Source organism: Hylemonella sp. P2_B10 (assembly GCF_056404875.1).
The window spans coordinates 900,940-919,815 of the sequence record NZ_JBFUDE010000003.1 but is presented as its reverse complement, the minus strand read 5'-3'; the positions used below and the strand labels follow the sequence as shown (position 1 = coordinate 919,815).

Sequence of the window (18,876 nt, the reverse complement as noted above, 5' to 3'; positions counted from 1 at the left end):
GACCAGCTTGGCGCATGATCACCCGCTACCCGACACCGCTGGCGGTGCCGTTCTCCAAGGCCGTGCGCGCCGGGCCGCACCTGTTCCTGTCGGGCGTGCTGGCCATCGACGCGCAGTTCAAGATCGTCGAGGGCGACATCCGGGTGCAGACCCGGGTCGTCCTGGAGCGCATCAGTGCCACGCTGGCCGAGTGCGGCGCCCGCCTGGACCAGGTGGTGCGCGCCACCGTCTGGCTGGCCGACTTCGCTGACTTCGCCGCCTTCAACGAGGAATACGCCGCTTACTTTGCGGCCGATGCGCTGCCGGCCCGGTCCTGCGTGCAGGCGGTGCTGTATGCCGGCGCGCGGGTCGAGGTGGAAGTGCAGGCCCTCATCACTTGAAACGCCGCGCACCACGCGGCACATCCCTTTGCACACCTTGGCCAACCCTTTCAATTGGCAGGCGGGCTACACCAGCCTGCGCAGCCCGCTGTTCGCGCGCAACGTCGTCGCCACCTCCCACCCCTTGGCCGCACAAGCCGGCCTGCGCATGCTGGCCGCGGGCGGCAACGCGGTGGACGCCGCCGTGGCCGCTGCCGCCTGCATGGCAGTGGTGGAGCCCTGCAGCAACGGCCTGGGCTCAGACGCCTTCTGCATCTTGTGGGACGGGCAGCAACTGCACGGCCTGAACGCCTCGGGCACGGCGCCCGGCGCGTGGACGCCGGGCTACTTTGGCGCACAGGACATCCCCCGGCGCGGCTGGGGCTCGGTCACGGTGCCGGGCGCCGTCAGCGCCTGGGCGGGCTTGAGCGCACGCTTTGGCAAGCTGCCGTTCGCAGATTTGATGCAACCTGCCATCGAGATGGCCGAGCGCGGCTACGCCGTGCCGCCCATCGTGCAGGGCAAGTGGGCGCAGGCTGTGGTGCTGCAGGAGCTGACCACGCAACCCGGCTTCGCACAGGCCTTTCTGCCCAACGGCCGGGCGCCGGCCGTGGGCGAACTGTTCAAGTTTCCCGACGCGGCGCACAGCCTGCGGCTGATTGCCGAGACCCGGGGCGAGAGCTTTTACCGCGGCGAGATCGCGTCGGCGCTGGCGCGCTTTTCAGCAGCGAACGGCGGCGCGCTCACCGAGGCCGACCTGGCCGCCTACCACTGCGAGTGGGTGGTGCCGCTGGCCAAGGACGTCTTCGGCCATACACTGCACGAGATCCCACCCAACGGACAAGGAATGGCTGCGCAGATGGCGCTGGGTATTCTGGAAAAGCTGGATTTCAAGCGCCATGGGCCGGACAGCGCCGAGTCGGTGCACCTGCAGATCGAGGCCATGAAGCTGGCATTTGCCGACGTGTACCGACACGTCGCCGCGCCACACGCGATGGCGCTGGACGCCGAACAGTTGCTGGACGACGCCTACTTGGCCACGCGCGCCCGCCTGGTGAACCCGCAGCGTGCCCAGGTGTTCGGCCACGGCAACCCGGCCAAGGGCGGCACCATCTACCTGGCGGCGGCGGACGAACAAGGCATGATGGTGAGCTTCATCCAGAGCAACTACATGGGCTTCGGCTCGGGCGTCGTATTGCCGGGCTATGGCGTGAGCCTGCAGAACCGCGGCCACGCCTTCTCGCTGGACCCCGGCCACCCCAATGTGGTGGCACCGGGCAAGCGGCCTTTCCACACCATCATCCCGGGCTTCCTGACGCAGCAAGGCCAGCCGGTGATGGCCTTGGGCGTGATGGGTGCCAACATGCAGCCACAGGGACACATGCAGACCCTGGTGCGCATGCTGTGCTACGACCAGAACCCGCAGGCCGCCTGCGATGCGCCGCGCTGGCGCTACGACACGGGGCTCACCATCAACGTCGAGCCGCACATGCCTGCAGCCACGGTGGAAGGCTTGCGCGCGCGTGGGCACCACCTGGATCTGATACGCGACAGCTACCAGGACTTTGGCGCCGGCCAGTTCATCTGGCGCCTTGGGGATGCGGGCACACAGGGCTATGTGGCTGCCAGCGACCCGCGCCGGGATGGCGCCGCCGTGGGGTTTTGACCTGCTGAACTAGCGCCGCCGCGTCGCCTTCGGCCGCTTGGCGGTTGCTGTAGCCGCCGGCCCAATGGGCAGCGTGGACGCCACCTTCACATCCCGCAGCACAATGGCCGAGCGCACATGCGTGACACCCGTCAGCTGGAACAGCGTGGCGTGCAAGAAAGCCTCGTAATGCTTGATGTCCGGCACCAGCACGGTGAGGATGTAATCTGACGGCCCGGTGGCCGACACGCATTGGACGATCTGCGGCGAAGCCGCCACCGCCCGCTCGAACTCGCGCACCTGGGACTCGCTGTGGCGGTCGATGTTGACCTCGACCACAGCGGCCAGGTTCAGCCCCACCTTCTCACGGTCCACCACCACGGTGTAGCCGCGGATGACGCCGGCGGCCTCCATCTCCTTGATGCGGCGCCAGCACGGCGTGGCCGACAGACCCACCGCATCGGCGATCTGCTGCACAGTCTGGCGCGAATCGCGCTGCAGTTCAAAGAGGATTTGCAGCGAGTAACTATCCAGAGAAACAGTTTCTTCGTTTGAGGCCATTTTTGAGTACAGCATTCCGGTAAATGGGGGTTTCACCAGTATAGAGAGGAATCATTTACTTCTGAAGCGGAATGAAAATGCAAGCATGATCATGCTGCCCGACGCTGTGAAACTGGCCCGCCCCGACTACCAACTGGCCGACAACTTATGGGCGACCAGCGGCGTGGTGTACATCACTGGCACCCAGGCGCTGGTGCGTTTGATGCTGATGCAGCGCCAGCGTGACGGCGAGCGTGGCCTGGCCACGCAGGGCTTTGTCAGCGGTTACCGCGGCTCACCCCTGGGCATGGTGGACCAGGCGATCTGGAAGGCCGGGCCGCGCTTTCTTGATGCCGGCATCAAGTTCGTGCCGGCCATCAACGAGGAACTGGCCGCCACGCAGGTGCTGGGCACGCAGCGGGTGGAGAGCGACCCCGAGCGCACGGTGGAGGGTGTGTTTGCCATGTGGTACGGCAAAGGCCCCGGTGTGGACCGCGCGGGCGATGCGCTGAAGCATGGCAATGCCTATGGCTCGTCGCCCCACGGCGGCGTGCTGGTGGTGGCGGGGGACGACCATGGCTGCGTGTCGTCCAGCATGCCGCACCAGAGCGACCACGCCTTCATGGCCTGGGGCATGCCGGTGCTGCAGCCTGCCAGCGTGGCGGAATACCTGGAGTTCGGCCTGTATGGCTACGCGTTGTCGCGCTTCAGCGGCGCCTGGGTGGGCATGGCGGCGCTGTCAGAAGTGGTGGAAAGCGCCAGCACGGTGGACCTGGACGCCATCCACCACCGCACCGCCGCCTGGGCCGACGCCGAGCTGGTGCAGGCCAGAACCGGCTACACCGCCCCGGCCGACGGGCTGCATTACCGCTGGCCGGACCTGCCCTCGCTGCGCATCGAATCGCGCCTGACCGACAAGCTCAACGCCGTGGCCGCATTTGCCAGCGTCAACAGTGTGGACCGCCTGGTCATCCCCAGCCCGCAGGCCAGCGTGGGCATCGTCACCTGCGGCAAGGCCCACTACGACCTGATGGAGGTGCTGCGCCGGCTGGAGATCACGGTGGAAGACCTGGAGCGCGTGGGCGTGCGCCTGTACAAGGTGGGCCTGAGCTTTCCGCTGGAGCAAACGCGCATGGAAAGCTTTGCCACCGGGCTGCGCGAAATCCTGGTGGTGGAAGAAAAAGGCTCGGTGGTGGAAGCGCAGATGCGCGACCTGTTCTACAACCTGCCGGCCCATACCCGCCCCGCGCTGGTCGGCAAGCAAGACCGCGCGCGCCAGCCGCTGGTGTCCGCGCTGGGTGAGTTGCGGCCCTCGCGCCTGATCGAGCTGGTGGCGCACTGGCTGGGCGAGCACTTCCCCGGCAACACCGCTTTCAACAACCACTTTCAGCACGTGCGCGATTTCACGCCGCCCGAGCTGCTGGCCAATGCCAGCGACTCGGTCAAGCGCCTGCCCTACTTCTGCGCCGGCTGCCCGCACAACACCAGCACCAAGGTGCCCGAGGGCTCCACGGCGCGCGCCGGCATTGGCTGCCACTTCATGGCCAACTGGATGGACCGCAGCACGGCCGGGCTGATACAGATGGGCGGCGAAGGGGTGGACTGGGTGTCGCACTCCATGTTCACGCGCACGCCGCACGTGTTCCAGAACCTGGGCGACGGTACCTACTACCACTCGGGCTACCTGGCGATACGCCAGGCGGTGGCGGCCAAGGCCACCCTGACCTACAAGATCCTGTTCAATGACGCGGTGGCCATGACAGGCGGCCAGCCGGTGGACGGCGTGATCAGCGTGGACGCCATCGCACGCCAGGTGGAGTCCGAAGGCGTGGTGCGGGTGGTGGTGGTGAGCGACGACATCGACAAGTACGACAGCATCCGAAACCGCTTCCCCGCCGGCACCGAGTTCCACGACCGGGCCGAGCTGGACGCCGTGCAGCGCCAGTTGCGCGAGATCAAGGGCGTGACCGTGCTGATCTACGAGCAGACCTGCGCCGCCGAGAAGCGCCGCCGGCGCAAGAAGGGCCTGTTGCCCGATCCGGACACGCGCATGTTCATCAACGAAGCCGTGTGCGAAGGCTGTGGCGACTGCACCGTGCAGAGCAACTGCGTGGCCGTGTTGCCGCAGGAGACCCCGCTGGGCCGCAAGCGCAAGATCGACCAGACCGGCTGCAACAAGGACTACTCCTGTGCCAAGGGCTTTTGCCCCAGCTTTGTCAGCGTCAGCGGCGCGCGCCTGCGCAAAAAACTGGGCGCCCTCGCAGGTGACGCCGGTGGCATGGATGCGTTCAACCAACTGGTAGCGCAATTGCCCACGCCCGCCGCCCACACCTGGACCGGGCCGTATGACCTGCTGGTGACCGGTGTCGGCGGCACCGGCGTGGTGACCGTGGGCGCGCTGGTGGCCATGGCGGCGCACCTGGAGGGCAAGTCCGCCAGCGTGCTGGACTTCATGGGGTTTGCGCAAAAGGGCGGCTCGGTGCTGAGCTTCGTGCGCCTGGCCGACACCCCGCAGCGCCTGAACCAGGTGCGCATAGACACGCAGCAGGCCGACGCCGTGCTGGCCTGCGACATCGTGGTGGGCGCGTCGCCCGAGGCGCTGCAAACCGTGCGCCACGGCCGCACCCGCATCCTGGCCAACCTGCACGAAAACCCGGTGGCCGAGTCCATGCGCAACCCGGATGCCGACCTGAAGGTGGAGCTGCTGCTGCACAAGCTGCGTTTCGTGGCCGGCGACGCGCAGGTGCAGACCTTCGACGCCCAGGCGCTGTGCGAGCAATTCATGGGCGACACCGTGGGCGCCAACATCCTGGCACTGGGCTACGCCTGGCAGCTTGGCCTGGTGCCGGTCAGCCTGGCCGCGCTGACGCGTGCCATCGAGCTCAACGGCGTGGCGGTGCAGGCCAACCACACGGCGCTGGCCCTGGGCCGCCTGGCCGCCTGGCGCCCCGAAGCGCTGGAGCAGCTGCGCGCCGCGCGCAGCGCACCGCCGCAAGACGAGTCACTGGACGCCCTGATCGCCCGCGGCATGGCCCACCTGACCGCGTACCAGAACTCCGCCTGGGCCCAGCAGTTCGAGCGCCGCCTGCGCGCCATCCAGCGCCAGGAAGCCGCATTGGGCGGCGGCGACCCCGCCCTGCCCTTCAGCACCAGCGCCGCGCGCAGCCTGCTGAAGCTGATGAGCTACAAGGATGAGTACGAAGTGGCGCGCCTGTACACCGACGGCAGCTTCGCCGCCCGGCTGGCCGAGCAGTTTGAAGGCGAGTTGAAGCTGGGCTTCCACATGGCGCCGCCCTTGCTGGCCCGCCCCAAGAACGGCCAGGCCCCCGCCAAGATGCGCCTGGGCCCCTGGCTGATGCCCGCCATGCGGCTGCTGGCGCGTGGCAAGGCGCTGCGCGGCACCGTGCTGGACCTGTTCGGCCACACCCAGGAGCGCCGGCTGGAGCGCGCGCTAATCGCCGAGTTCGAGGCCCGGCTGGACGAGCTGGCCGCCGAGCTGACGCCCGACAACCAGCTGCTGGCCGCGCAGATCGCCGCGCTGCCCCAGCGCATACGCGGCTTCGGCCACGTGAAGATCGCCAATCTGGCGCTGGCGCGTGCGCGCGAAGCGGAGCTGCTGCACCGCTTTGCACCGCAGCGCTATGCCAGGCCGGCGTCAGCGGCCAAGGCGGGGCAGATTCGGGGGATTGAGGTCGTCGCTTCGCATTGACAGGGTGGTTCGCGCACGCGCGCCGTACGGCCGCGCCAGCCGCATCATCCACCCTGGTTGCGCATCCAATCCGCCGTCTGAAAAAATGACGCCTTCAACCGCGCCTGCAAATCCTCGGGTACACCGGTCTCCACCATCGCCTGCGCCATGCACGCCAGCCACTGGTCGCGCTCCAGGATGCCGATCTTGAACGGCAGGTGACGCGCCCGCAGCATCGGGTGGCCGAAACGGTCGGTGTAGTGGTTGGGCCCGCCCAGCCAGCCGCACAGGAACCAGAACAGCTTGTCGCGTGCGTCCTGCAGCGTGTTGCCATGGGCGGCGCGCAGCGCGGTGTAGCCGGGCTCCAAATCCATCAGGTCATAAAAGCGCTCCACCAGCGCCTTCACGCGGGCCTCGCCACCGATCCACTCAAACGGCGTGGCGTGCTCCGACTTTTCTTCTATCTGCATGGCCGCAAACTCACCTCTTCAAAAACATGCACGCGTCACTCTGCCGCGCGGCGCAGCGTCTGCACCACCGGGCGGTTCAGCACCTCCCGCAGGCCCCACCAGCCGGCGGCCAGCGCCAGCACGGCGCCGGCCACGGCACCGGCCGGCAGCACCCAGATGGACATGGTCCAGGGGAACTCAAACACCTGGCTGGCCAGCGCCCAACCAATCACGGCCGCCACGGCGGATGCCAAAAAACCCGCCAGCATGCCGACGCCAGCCAGCTCGGCGCGCTGCACCTGACGCAACAGGCTGCCTTTGGCCCCCACCGCGCGCATGATGGCGTATTCGCGCGCGCGCTCTTCGCGCGTGGCCGTGACGGCGGCAAACAGCACCACCAGGCCGGCCGCCAGCGTGAAGCCAAACAAGAATTCCACCGCGCTGACCACCTGGTCCAGCACGCGCTGCACCTGCAGCAGCGTGCTGCTGGCGTCCACCGCCGTGATGTTGGGGAACTGGCGCACCAGCGCATTGTCGAAACCGGCGGTGTCCGGCGCCTTGAAGGCCGTCATGTAGGTGGCCGGCAGGTCGGCCATCTCGGCCACCGGGAACATGGCGTAGAAATTGGCCCGCATGGAGCCCCAGTCCACCTTGCGCAGCGACGTGATCTTGGCGTCCGCCGACGTGCCGCCAATGTCAAAGCGCAGCTGGTCACCCAGCTTCAGGCCCAACGTCTTGGCAATGCCCTCTTCCATGCTGATGGCGCCGGCCTCGTTGTCGGCCCAGCGGCCAGCGGTGAGTACATTGTTGGCCGGCAGCGTGGCGCTGTGCGACAGGTTGAACTCGCGGTCTATAAGACGCTTGGCCCGCTCATCGGGGTAGTCGGTGGCGCTGCGGGGCTGACCGTTCACCGCCACCAGGCGGCCGCGGATCATGGGGAACCAGTCGTACTTGGCCACGCCACCGCTGGCCAGCACCTGGCGGAAAGCCTGGGCCTGCTCGGGCATGATGTTGATGACGAAGCGGTTGGGTGCGTCCGGTGGCGTGGCGCTGCGCCAGCTGCCTATCAGGTCGGTGCGCAGCAGCACCAGCAGCACCAGCGCCAGCAGGCCCACCGCCAGCGCGCTGACCTGCACCACCGCATAGGCCGGCCGGGCCGAGATCTGCCGCGTGGCCAGTACCAGCCAGCGCGGCGCCGTGGTCTCGTTCACGCTCAGGCGCAGCAGCTTCACCGCCAACCAGCTGAGTGCGGCAAACAGCAGCACAGCGGCGGCAAAGCCACCCACCGCAATCAGCCCCAGCATCACATCACTGCTGGCAGCCAGCAACAGCGCAGCAAAACCGGCCACGCCCACGCCCAGCACACCCAGGCTGGCGGGCTTCAGGCCACCGACATCGCGGCGTATCACGCGCAGCGGTGGCACGCGCGCCAGTTGCAGCACGGGCGGCAGGCCAAAGGCCAGCAGCAATGTCAGCCCCATGCCCATGCCGAAGGCCACCGGCCACAGCGTGGGCATGGGCAGGCTGGCGTCCACCAGGCCGGCCAACAGCAGCACGAAAATGTAGTGCACCACGAAGCCCAGCAGCACGCCGGTGGCGCTGGCAAACAGGCCGATCAGCGTGAACTCGGTGCTGTAGGCCAGGGCAATGCTGCGCTGGCTCAGGCCCAGCACGCGCAGCATGGCGCAGTCGTCCAGGTGGTTGGCGGCAAAGCCGCGCGCGGCCAGGGCGACGGCCACGGCGCTGAGCAGCGCGGCCAGCAGCGCCACCAGGCTCAGGAACTTGTCGGCCCGCGCCATGGTCTGGCTCATCTCAGGCCGGCCACCCTCCAGCGATTCGATGCGCAGACCGCGCACCTGGCCCTGCTGCACCTGCTGCTGCGCCGACTTCACAAAGGCCGTCACCGCCGCATCGCTGCCGGCCACTGCCAGCCGGTAGGTCAGCCGGCTGGCGGGTTGCACCAGGTGGGTGGCCTCCACGTCGGCCTGGTTGATCATCACGCGCGGCGAGAAATTCAAAAAGCCCGCCCCCCGGTCCGGCTCGATGACGATGACCTTGCTGATGCGCAAGGCGCTGTCACCCAGCAACAAGCGGTCGCCCATGCGCAGGCCCAGGGCGCCCAGCAGCGCGGCGTCCACCCAGGCTTCACCCCGGGCCGGCACCTCGCGCGTCAGGCCCTGGGCGCCGCCGGGCTGGGCGGCCACCGTCAGGCTGCCGCGCAGCGGGTAACCGGCGGGCACCACCTTCAGCGCCACCAGTTTGCTGGCGCCGCCTTGCTCCTCTTTCGCCCGCGCCATGGTGGGAAACACCGTGGTGGTGGCCGTGGCCAAGCCCAGCGCGCGTGCCTGGTCCACCAGCGTCGAGGCAGGCGGGTTGTCGCTGGCCAGCACGGCGTCGCCACCCAGCAGCTGGCGGGCGTCGCGCTGCAGGCCGCCCTTGAGCCGGTCGGCGAAGAAGCCCACGGCCGTCAATGCGGCGACGGCCAGCACCACGGCCACCACCAGCAGGCGCAACTCGCCCGAGCGCAGGTCGCGCAGCAGCGTGCGCCAACCCAAAAGCCATGGAGAAATCGCCATCAGTCCACCTTGAATGTGTTCATGCCGCGCTGCTGGCCACAGGCGCGCCGGCCAGCTCGGGCTGCCATTGCAGCCGCTGAGGTGCGCTGTAGCACAGGAAGCGTTTGTTCAGTGCCCGCCCCACCGTGCACAGGCCCACGCGCTGGGCGATCTCCCGCCCCATCTGGGTGATGCCGCTGCGCGACACCACGATGGGCACGCCCATCTGCGCCGATTTGATGACCATCTCACTGGTCAGGCGGCCGGTGGTGTAGAACACCTTGTCGGCCCCGGTGGCCACATCAGGCTGCTGCATCCACAACCAGCCGGCGATGGTGTCGATGGCGTTGTGGCGGCCGACATCTTCCACAAACATCAGCATGCGCTCTCCCTGGAACAGCGCGCAGCCATGCACCGAGCCGGACGATTTGTAGGTGCTTTCCTGGACCCGCATGGCGTTGACGATGCCATACAGTTGCGCCTGCGTCAGCGTGTTGGGTGGCAGGCGGATGTTGTCGATGTCCTCCATCAGGTCGCCAAACACGCTGCCCTGGCCGCAGCCGGTGGTGACCACGCGCTTGGCGGTGCGCGCTTGCAGATCGGCCACGCCGGCGTGCGTCCGCACGGCGGCGGCGCCGACTTCCCAGTCCACGGTGATGGAGGCGATGTCGTGCGCCGAGCCCACTAGCCGCTGGTTGCGCAGGAAGCCCAGCACCAGCAGCTCGGGCGCGGCGCCCAGCGTCATCAGCGTGACCAGCTCGCGCTTGTCCAGGTAGACGGTGAGCGCGCGCTCGGCGGGGATGGCCACCGCCTGCGGCTGGCCCAGCTCGTTGATGGCGGTGATATCGCAGGTCAGCGGCGCGCGCGCCTGCGTCAGCAGGGGCAGGGGCGGCAAGGTGACGGTGCTTGAGCTCATGCGGCCATTATCCGGGCAAGCCGCAAGTCCCCATGAATGCAGGGTTGGCGGGCATAACCCCGGGACCGGTTAAAGTTCTGCCAGAGGCACCGGCGGCCCGCCCGCACAAGGGGTTGGCTGCGCCGATGACCTCATGGAACCATCAACCCCAGGAGTCCCCACACATGAAAGTACTGGTGCTTGGCAGCGGCGTCATCGGCACATCCATCGCCTACTACCTGGCCAAGGCGGGCCACGAGGTGGAGGTGCTGGAGCGCCAGAGCGGCCCGGCGCTGGAAACCAGCTTCGGCAATGCCGGCGAGGTGTCGCCTGGTTATTCATCGCCCTGGGCTGGGCCGGGCGTGCCGGTGAAGGCCATCAAGTGGATGATGATGACGCACAGCCCGCTGGTGATCTGGCCGCTGCTGGACCCGGCCATGTGGCGCTGGGGCGCGGCCATGCTGGCCAACTGCACGCAAAAAGCCTATGCGCTGAACAAGAGCCGCATGGTGCCCATCGCCGAATACAGCCGCGACTGCCTGAAGCAACTGCGCGCGGACACCCGCATCGCCTACGACGACCGTGCCCAGGGCACGCTGCAGCTGTTTCGCACCCAGGCGCAGCTGGACGGCATCGCCAAGGACGTGGAGGTGTTGCAGCAGTACAAGGTGCCTTTCGAGGTGCTGGACCGCGAAGGCTTCACCAAGGTGGAGCCGGCCTTGAAGCTGACGCAAGACAAGTTCGTCGGCGCCCTGCGCCTGCCCGGGGACGAGACCGGCGACTGCTTCAAGTTCACCAACCAGCTGGCCGAGATGGCCACCGAACTGGGCGTGCGCTTTCACTTCAACACCCAGATTGACGGCCTGGACTTTGCCGGTGGCAAGATCACCGGCGTGCGCACTGCCGGCGGTCTGCTGCAGGCCGACCACTATGTGGCGGCACTCGGCAGCTTCACGCCGCAGCTGGTGAAGCCGCTGGGCATCCACATCCCGGTGTACCCGGTGAAGGGTTACTCCATCACCGTGCCCATCACCGACGCGCAGTTCGCGCCCGAGTCCACCATCATGGACGAAACCCACAAGGTGGCGGTCACGCGCCTGGGCGACCGCATCCGCGTCGGTGGCACGGCCGAGCTGGCCGGCTTCAGCCTGGCGCTGCGCGAGCCGCGCCGCGAGACGCTGAACCACGTGGTGACCGACCTGTTCCCCAAGGGGGGCGATGTGTCACAAGCCAGCTTCTGGTGCGGCCTGCGGCCCATGACGCCGGACGGCACCCCCATCATCGGCCCCACGCCCTATGCCAACCTGATGCTGGCCACCGGCCACGGCACGTTGGGCTGGACCATGGCCGCCGGCACCGGCCGGGTGATTGCCGACCTGATCTCGGGCCGCAAGCCGGACATCGCCATGGACGGCCTGACCATGGCGCGCTACCGCAGCGCCTGGCGGGGCTGAGAACGACCATGCCGCAAGCAGCCCCTGCCCTGACGCGCTGATGGCCAGCCCACCCACCTTCTGGCCCGACAGCGGCTTGCAGCAACTGCGCCGCGACGCCCGCGGTTGGCTGCAACCCGGCGACGACTACCTGCGCCTGTTGCTGGCGCGACCTGAGCTGGCCCTGGTGCCGGAGTCCTGCCCGGCCGAGCGGCGCCTGCACAATGCATTGCAGCAATCGCCCGCCCTGGCGGTGGCGAGCGAGCGCATCGCCACGCTTACCGACCCCGACGCGCGCGACAACTACCGCATGTTCCTGGCTTTCCGCGACGTGCTGCTGGCGGCCGGCACGCTGGAAGGCTGCTACCTGCGCCTGTTCCGCGGTGGCGACATCAGCATTCCGCCGCTGTTCATCGACCTGCTGGTCCAGGCCATCCTGCACAACCTGCTGAGCGATGCGCCCGATCCCTACGAGGTGCGAGCTGCCGAAATGCTGTTTCGCCCGCAGCGCATCGCCATCCAGGACGGCCAGGTGCTGGCTGGCGATCAGCAGCAGGTGGACCTGATGCGCGACACCGGCGGCCTGGGCGACATCGGCCGCCTGCTGGTGCAGGCCAATGCGCCCATGCACGCCGTCAACCTGCAGGTGCTGAGCGATGCCAATGCCGATCGCTACCTGGCGTCGGGCACGCGCTTCAACTTCCTGCTGGACCTGACCCATGGGCTGACCCAGGAGCTGGGCCACGGCCTGCAGTTCAAGCTCACGCATGCGCGCTCGGGCCTGAAGGCGCTGGCGCGCGTGCTGGAAAAATGGGTGGCGCACATGATGGGCGTGACCGTGACGGTGCGCCCGGAACAAAACGTGAGCGACACCGGCTGGCGCTGGCACATCGGCCTGGACGCCCAGGCCAGCGCCTTGCTGAACGATTTGTACCAGGACCTGCCGGTGGAGCCCGAGCGCCTGCACAGGCTGCTCAGCCTGTTCCGGCTGGAGTTCAGAGAGCCGCAGGACATGCGCGCCGACGTGCGCGGCAAACCGGTCTACCTGGGGCTGGCCATGACGGCAGACAATGGCGTCAGAATCAAACCGCAGAACCTGCTGCTGAACCTGCCGCTGGCAGCCGCCCATTGAGGATGACCATGAATGACGACTCTTTCGAGCCGATTGGCCCGCACGACATCACCGGCCTGATCCTGGCTGGCGGCCGGGGCTCGCGCATGGGCGGCGTGGACAAGGGGCTGCAAAGCTTTCACGGCGTGCCGCTGGCCTTGCACACGCTGCTGCGGCTGCAACCCCAGGTGGGGCAGCTGATGGTCAACGCCAACCGCAACCTGGCGGCCTACGAGTCGTTCGGCGCGCCGGTGTGGCCCGACGGCCTGGCCGACTACGCCGGGCCCTTGGCGGGCTTTCTGACCGGGCTGGAACGCTGCGAGACCCCGTATCTGGTGACGGTGCCTTGTGACACACCGCTGTTCCCGCAGGACTTGGTGGCACGCCTGGCGCAGGCGCTGGCGCACGAGGACGCCGACATCGCCATGGTGGCCGCGCCGGAGACCGGTGCCGACGGCAGCATGGCCGTGCGCGCCCAACCCGTGTTCTGCCTGCTGCGCGCCGACCTGCTGGAAAGCCTGACGCGCTTCACCCAATCAGGCGGGCGCAAGATAGACGCCTGGACCGCCCAGCACAAGACCGTGCTGGTGCCGTTTGACGCCCCGCAGGACGACGCCAACGCCTTCCTCAACGCCAACACGCTGGCGGAACTGCAGGCGATAGAAGAAAAGCGCCTCTGACCGGCGCGCCGAAACAGAACCGGCCCCAAGGGGCCGGTTTCGCATTACCCATCAGGGTTTCTTGCCAGCGGGGTTGACCACCGCGTCCGGCTGCTTGCCACTGGGTGGGCTGGCGGCCGTGGTGGCCGGCGAATGCGCGCCGGCGGCCTCCAGCGGCTTGGCATCCGGCGGCGGTGCGGGGGTGTAGACGAAAGCGCCCGGATCGGCGCAGGGCGGCGTGGCGGCGGCTGGCTTGGTGGCATTGCCGGCGGCCTTGGCCATTTTGAAATAGGCGGCGGCCACCTTGTCCTGGGCCTTGCACAGCAGGTAGGTGTCGACCTTGCCGCTCCAGGCGGTCTTGGCCGCGGCTTCGGCCGCCTTGGCCTTGGCTTCGTCGCTCAACGCGGGCAGTTTGGCAAAGGCGGCGCCAGCCAGCAGGCAGGCAGCCAACAAGGTCACTGTTTTTTTCATGGCATCACCTCTCAAGCTTGGGCCACAGGTTTGCCGGCGGCGGATTCGGTTTCGCTGCGCTGGGCCGGGATCTTGCCGGCCTTGACGTCGTCGTACCACAGTTCATGGTGTTCCTTGGCCCAGCTCTCATCCACATAGCCGGTGCGCATGGCCTGGTAGGCGCCCTTCATGCCAATGGTGCCCATGTAGATGTGGCCCAGGAACATGGCCATCATCAGCATGGCAGCCACCGCATGGAACATGTGGGTGACCTGCATGGTGGCGCGGTCGTACAGCAGGCCGGGGATCAGCTTGTCCATCACCAGCCCGGAGGCCACCACAATCAGGCCCAGGAACAGCACACCGCCCCAGAACACCACCTTCTCGCCGGCGTTGAAGCGGTGCGAGGGTACCTCGTGGCCCGAGAACATGCCGCCGGCCTTGAACATCCAGGTGAGGTCTCCCTTGCCAGGCAAGTTGTCCTTGATGAAGGTGACGATCACCACCACCAGCGACACCGCGAACAGCGGTCCGGCGAAGTTGTGGGCATTCTTCAGCAGATAGGTCAACCAGCCAAACAGCGTGGCGCCCATCACCGGCAGCAAGAAGAACTTGCCAAAGGCCATCACCAGGCCGGAGATGGCCAGGATGGAGAACGCGATCGCGTTGGCCCAATGCGCGGAACGCTCAAACGGCGTGAAGCGCTCTATCCGGCGCCCGGTGGGTCTGCCCTCATGCGCACCCAACGGCCCTTTGCGCCAGTAAAACAGGGCGATGGCACCCAGCACGATCAGCAGCAGCGAGCCGCCATAGGGAATGATCCAGTCGTTGCGGACCTGGCGCCAGGCTTCGCCGGCGTTGGTCAGGCGCGAACCAGGGTATTGCACAAAGGGTTGAATCAGGTTGCCGGCCTCGATCGCCGGCAGGCTGCTGTAACCGGTCACCCCCTGGCCCACCTGGCGCCACATGGGCGCGTTGTTGCCGGGCTGCACCTTGGCGCGCTCGGCATTGCTCTGGGCGGCATAACCGGGGTCGTTGGCGGCGTCCGGCTTGACGTCCATGATGTTCTGGCTCTGGATGGCCCCCGGCGCAGCAGCAACAGCGGGCGGCTGTTGCGGGGCGACGGCCGGCGCAGCGGCAGGCGGCAAACCCTTGGGCTGGCTCTGGGCCAGCGCGCCCGCGCAGGCCATGGCCAACACCACCACTGCAAGCGCTTTGTGCTTCATCACCGGCTCCTGTGCTCAGTTCATGCGAACGTAGTCGTTCTGGCCCTGCTGCGCGCGCGCCTTCAGCTGCGACTCCCAACTGGCCTTGTCGCCGGGCTTCCAGCCCGCCACCGCATAGGGTTTGCCGGTGCCGGTGCTGGGTGCCGCATCCTTGCTGCCGGCGCCCAGGGTCTGGGCCCGTTCGCCGCAACCTGCCAACAAAACCGCCAGCACCAGAGCGCCGGCCGTGTACACAGCAGTGGTCTTCATAGCTTCTTGCCCTCCGGCGCCGTGACGCCCGGCTGGCCGGCCTGCTTGGAGCCGTAGGCGGTGCCCCAGCCCCACACCTCGGCCCCCTTGCCGCGCTTGACCACGCGGTTGCGGAAAATGTCGGCCACCACATCGCCGTCACCGGCGATCAGCGCCTTGGTGGAGCACATCTCGGCACACACCGGCAGCTTGCCTTCGGCCAGGCGGTTGCGGCCGTATTTCTCGAACTCGGCCTGGCTGCCGTTGGCCTCGGGGCCGCCGGCGCAGAAGGTGCATTTGTCCATCTTGCCGCGCACGCCGAAGGTGCCCTGCGAAGGGAACTGCGGCGCGCCAAACGGGCAGGCATAGGAGCAGTAGCCACAGCCAATGCACACGTCCTTGTCGTGCAGCACCACGCCTTCGTCGGTGCGGTAAAAGCAGTTGACCGGGCAGACTGCCATGCAGGGCGCGTCGCTGCAATGCATGCAGGCCACCGAGATCGATTTCTCGCCCGGCACGCCGTCGTTCAGCGTCACCACACGGCGGCGGTTGACGCCCCAGGGCACCTCGTGCTCGTTTTTGCAGGCGGTGACGCAGCCATTGCATTCGATGCAGCGCTCGGCATCGCAAACAAACTTCATTCTTGCCATGGTGTTCCCCTTATGCCTTTTCGACGTTGCAGATCGTCGTCTTGGTTTCCTGCATCATCGTCACGCTGTCGTAACCATAGGTGGTGGCGGTGTTGATGGCCTCGCCGCGCACCACCGGTGCCGCGCCATTCGGGTAGTAGGCCAGCATGTCGGCGCCCTGCCAGCGCCCGGAGAAGTGGAACGGCATGAATACCGTGTCCGGCCCCACGCGCTCGGTCACCAGCGCCTGCACGTTCAGGCGCGCGCCGGTGGGGGTGGAGACCCAGGCGCGCTCACCGTTGCGTATGCCCTTCTCGGCCGCCACCTTGGGGTTGATTTCCACGAACATCTCTTGCTGCAGCTCGGCCAGCCAGGGGTTGGAGCGGGTTTCCTCACCACCGCCCTCGTACTCGACCAGGCGGCCCGAGGTCATGATGAGCGGGAATTTTTCGTGCAGCTTGTCGGCCAGGTTCTTGTCCTGCACCGTCTTGTACAGCGTGGGCATGCGCCAGAACGCCTTCTTGTCCGCATGGGTGGGGTACTTGGCCATCAGGTCCGGCCGGTTGCCGTACAGCGGCTCGCGGTGCTGCGGGATGGCGTCGGGGAAATTCCACACCAGCGCGCGCGCCTTGGCGTTGCCGAAGATGTGGCAGCCGTGCACTTTCATGGTCACGCGGATGATGCCGCCCGACGGGTCGGTCTTCCAGTTCTTGCCTTCGGCGGCGGTCTTCTCGGCATCGGTCAGGTCGTCCCACCAGCCCAGCTTCTTCAACAGCACATGGTCGAACTCCGGGTAGCCGGTGGTGATGTCGGCGCCCAGCGAATGCGAGCCGTCCTCAGCCAACAGGTTCTTGCCTTCGCGCTCGACGCCGAAATTGGCGCGGAAGTTGCCGCCGCCATCCATCACGTGGCGCGAGGTGTCGTACAGGTTGGCCGTGCCCGGGTGTTTGAGTTCGGGCGTGCCGTAGCAAGGCCAGGGCAGGCCGAAATAGTCGCCGGTGAAGTCGTAGCCGGTTTCCTTGTCCTTGGCGCCGGCCGTGGCCTTCAGCGTCTTGACGTCGAACACGTTCATGTTGCGCATGTGCGCCTTCAGCCGCTCGGGGCTCTGGCCGGTGTAACCAATGGTCCACACGCACTTGTTGATCTCCCGCAGGATGTCCTCGGGCACCGGCTCGTCCATGCCCTTGACCTTCTGCATCTTGTAGTTCTTGGACAGCTCCTTGCCAAAGCCCAGCTTGTCGGCCAATTGGTGCATGATCATGTGGTCACTGCGGCTTTCCCACAGCGGGTCTATCACCTTTTCACGCCATTGCAGCGAGCGGTTGGAGGCCGTCACCGAGCCGCTGGTCTCGAACTGGGTGGCCGCCGGCAGCAGGTACACCGCGCGGTTGGCATTCAGGTCTTCGGGCTTGCCGGGCATGGCCGCCATGGCGGCGGTCGCCGATGGGTAAGGATCCACCACCACCAGCAAGTCCAGCTTGTCCATGGCGCGTTTCATTTCCAGGCCACGGGTTTGCGAGTTGGGCGCGTGGCCCCAGAAGAAGACACCGCGCAGGTTGGAATCCTGGTCGATCAGCTCGTTCTTTTCCAGCACGCCGTCGATCCAGCGCGACACGGTGATGCCAGGCTTGGACATCATGGCCGGCGCGGAAAAGCGGCCCTTGATCCATTCGAAGTCCACGCCCCAGGTCTTGGCGAAGTGCTTCCAGGAGCCTTCGACGATGCCGTAGTAGCCGGGGAGAGAATCGGGGTTGGGGCCGACGTCGGTGGCGCCCTGCACGTTGTCGTGGCCGCGGAAGATGTTGGTGCCGCCGCCAGATTTGCCCACATTGCCCAGGGCCAGCTGCAAGATGCAGGAGGCGCGAACCATGGCGTTGCCGATGGTGTGCTGGGTCTGGCCCATGCACCAGACGATGGTGCCTGGGCGGTTTTCGTTGAGCCAGGTGGCCACCTTGACCATCTGCGCTTCCTTGACGCCACAGGCTTCTTCCACCTTGTCGGGCGTCCACTTGGCCATCACGTCTTCCTTGACCTTGTCCATGCCGTAGACGCGGTCGTTGATGTACTGCTTGTCTTCCCAGCCGTTCTTGAAGATGTGGTACAGCAGGCCGAACAGGAAGGGAATGTCGGAGCCGGAGCGTATGCGGACGTACTCGTCGGCCTTGGCCGCGGTGCGGGTGAAGCGCGGGTCCACCACGATCATCTTGGTGCCGTTTTCCTTCGCATGCAGCATGTGCAGCAGGCTCACCGGATGGGCTTCGGCCGCGTTGGAGCCAATGTACAGGGCGACCTTGCTGTTTTGCATGTCGTTGTACGAATTGGTCATCGCACCGTAGCCCCAGGTGTTGGCCACGCCGGCCACCGTGGTGGAGTGGCAGATGCGCGCCTGGTGGTCGCAGTTGTTGCTGCCCCAGAAGCTGACGAACTTGCGCAGCAGGTAGGCCTGCTCGTTGTTGTGCTTGGAGGAGCCCACCCAATACACGGAATCCGGCCCGCTGGCCTTGCGCAAATCGTTCAGCTTGGCCGTGATCTCGTTCAGGGCCACATCCCAGCTGATGCGCTCGTACTTGCCGTTGACCAGCTTCATCGGGTAACGCAGGCGGAACTCGCCGTGCCCGTGCTCGCGCAGCGCGGCGCCCTTGGCGCAATGGGCGCCCAGGTTGATGGGCGAATCAAACACCGGCTCCTGGCGCACCCAGACGCCGTTTTCCACCACCGCGTCCACCGCGCAGCCCACCGAGCAGTGGGTGCACACGGTGCGTTTCACTTCGATCTTGCCGTCGCCTATGGCCGGGCCGTCAGCCGCCTTGGCTTTCTTCACCAGCGTGAGCTGCGAAGCCGCCAGCCCGGCACCCACACCCAGGCCGGAGCGGCGCAGGAAGGCGCGACGGTCCATGGTGGGCAGGGCCTGCGACAGGCCGCGGTGCAGGCTGTGCACGAACGGCGATTTGGCCGATTGGGCCGCGTGGCCGGTGGAAGCTGATTTTCTCGTCAACAACATGGTGCGCT

15 protein-coding genes are annotated in these 18,876 nt (G+C 67.1%); 6 read left to right on the top strand and 9 right to left on the bottom strand.

All coding sequences use genetic code 11. The annotated features are described in order from the left end of the window. The first annotated feature begins 14 nt into the window (after positions 1-14). Positions 15-380, top strand: a complete 366-nt coding sequence (locus AC1DX2_RS16660) for a RidA family protein (protein ID WP_477197470.1) — start codon at positions 15-17, stop codon at positions 378-380. A 37-nt stretch (positions 381-417) separates the two neighbouring features. Continuing rightward, positions 418-2,025, top strand: coding sequence for a gamma-glutamyltransferase family protein (locus AC1DX2_RS16655; RefSeq protein ID WP_477197469.1), 1,608 nt, complete (start codon positions 418-420; stop codon positions 2,023-2,025). A 9-nt stretch (positions 2,026-2,034) separates the two neighbouring features. Here the strand turns inward: AC1DX2_RS16655 and AC1DX2_RS16650 are convergent, their stop codons facing one another. Beyond that, positions 2,035-2,565, bottom strand: a complete 531-nt coding sequence (locus AC1DX2_RS16650; RefSeq protein WP_477197468.1) for an Lrp/AsnC family transcriptional regulator — start codon at positions 2,563-2,565, stop codon at positions 2,035-2,037. An 85-nt stretch (positions 2,566-2,650) separates the two neighbouring features. Between AC1DX2_RS16650 and AC1DX2_RS16645 the strand changes: the two genes are divergently transcribed. Then, positions 2,651-6,253, top strand: coding sequence for an indolepyruvate ferredoxin oxidoreductase family protein (locus tag AC1DX2_RS16645; protein WP_477197467.1), 3,603 nt, complete (start codon positions 2,651-2,653; stop codon positions 6,251-6,253). Positions 6,254-6,297: 44 nt separating this feature from the next. Here the strand turns inward: AC1DX2_RS16645 and AC1DX2_RS16640 are convergent, their stop codons facing one another. Genes AC1DX2_RS16640 through AC1DX2_RS16630 form a run of 3 tightly spaced genes read right to left on the bottom strand, consistent with a single transcriptional unit; the run spans position 6,298 to position 10,152 of the window. Next, positions 6,298-6,702, bottom strand: coding sequence for a group II truncated hemoglobin (locus AC1DX2_RS16640; protein ID WP_477197466.1), 405 nt, complete (start codon positions 6,700-6,702; stop codon positions 6,298-6,300). A 35-nt stretch (positions 6,703-6,737) separates the two neighbouring features. Further along, complete coding sequence (locus AC1DX2_RS16635) at positions 6,738-9,257, bottom strand: ABC transporter permease (RefSeq protein WP_477197465.1); 2,520 nt, start codon at positions 9,255-9,257, stop codon at positions 6,738-6,740. Positions 9,258-9,276: 19 nt separating this feature from the next. Beyond that, a complete protein-coding gene (locus AC1DX2_RS16630; protein WP_477197464.1) occupies positions 9,277-10,152 on the bottom strand; it encodes a formate dehydrogenase accessory sulfurtransferase FdhD in 876 nt (291 codons plus the stop codon). Positions 10,153-10,316: 164 nt separating this feature from the next. On the opposite strand from AC1DX2_RS16630, the gene AC1DX2_RS16625 reads away from it, so the two are divergent. The 3 genes from AC1DX2_RS16625 to mobA are packed head-to-tail and all read left to right on the top strand — an operon-like array spanning position 10,317 to position 13,355. Continuing rightward, the gene (locus AC1DX2_RS16625; RefSeq protein ID WP_477197463.1) at positions 10,317-11,585 is read left to right on the top strand and encodes a D-amino acid dehydrogenase; all 1,269 of its coding nucleotides are present in this window, start codon (positions 10,317-10,319) and stop codon (positions 11,583-11,585) included. Between the two features lie 40 nt (positions 11,586-11,625). After that, positions 11,626-12,696 (top strand): DUF6352 family protein, encoded by a 1,071-nt coding sequence (locus AC1DX2_RS16620; protein WP_477197462.1) that lies wholly within the window; start codon positions 11,626-11,628, stop codon positions 12,694-12,696. 8 nt (positions 12,697-12,704) lie between these two features. Beyond that, positions 12,705-13,355 (top strand): molybdenum cofactor guanylyltransferase MobA, encoded by a 651-nt coding sequence (mobA, locus tag AC1DX2_RS16615; RefSeq protein ID WP_477197461.1) that lies wholly within the window; start codon positions 12,705-12,707, stop codon positions 13,353-13,355. 51 nt (positions 13,356-13,406) lie between these two features. On the opposite strand, the gene AC1DX2_RS16610 is transcribed toward mobA, so the two are convergent. From AC1DX2_RS16610 to AC1DX2_RS16590, 5 genes are read right to left on the bottom strand one after another with little or no spacing between them, the layout of a single operon-like run. After that, positions 13,407-13,805 (bottom strand): hypothetical protein, encoded by a 399-nt coding sequence (locus AC1DX2_RS16610; protein ID WP_477197460.1) that lies wholly within the window; start codon positions 13,803-13,805, stop codon positions 13,407-13,409. A gap of 11 nt (positions 13,806-13,816) precedes the next feature. Further along, positions 13,817-15,010 carry a formate dehydrogenase subunit gamma gene (locus tag AC1DX2_RS16605; RefSeq protein WP_477197459.1) on the bottom strand — a complete coding sequence of 398 codons (1,194 nt, stop codon included), beginning with the start codon at positions 15,008-15,010 and terminating at the stop codon, positions 13,817-13,819. Positions 15,011-15,025: 15 nt separating this feature from the next. After that, on the bottom strand, positions 15,026-15,259 hold the full coding sequence (locus tag AC1DX2_RS16600; protein WP_477197458.1) for a hypothetical protein: 234 nt from the start codon (positions 15,257-15,259) through the stop codon (positions 15,026-15,028). Continuing rightward, positions 15,256-15,888 (bottom strand): formate dehydrogenase FDH3 subunit beta, encoded by a 633-nt coding sequence (gene fdh3B, locus AC1DX2_RS16595; RefSeq protein ID WP_477197457.1) that lies wholly within the window; start codon positions 15,886-15,888, stop codon positions 15,256-15,258. Before fdh3B ends, AC1DX2_RS16600 begins: the two co-directional genes overlap by 4 nt. A 10-nt stretch (positions 15,889-15,898) precedes the next feature. After that, positions 15,899-18,868, bottom strand: a complete 2,970-nt coding sequence (locus AC1DX2_RS16590; RefSeq protein ID WP_477197456.1) for a formate dehydrogenase subunit alpha — start codon at positions 18,866-18,868, stop codon at positions 15,899-15,901. Between the last annotated feature and the right edge of the window lie 8 nt (positions 18,869-18,876).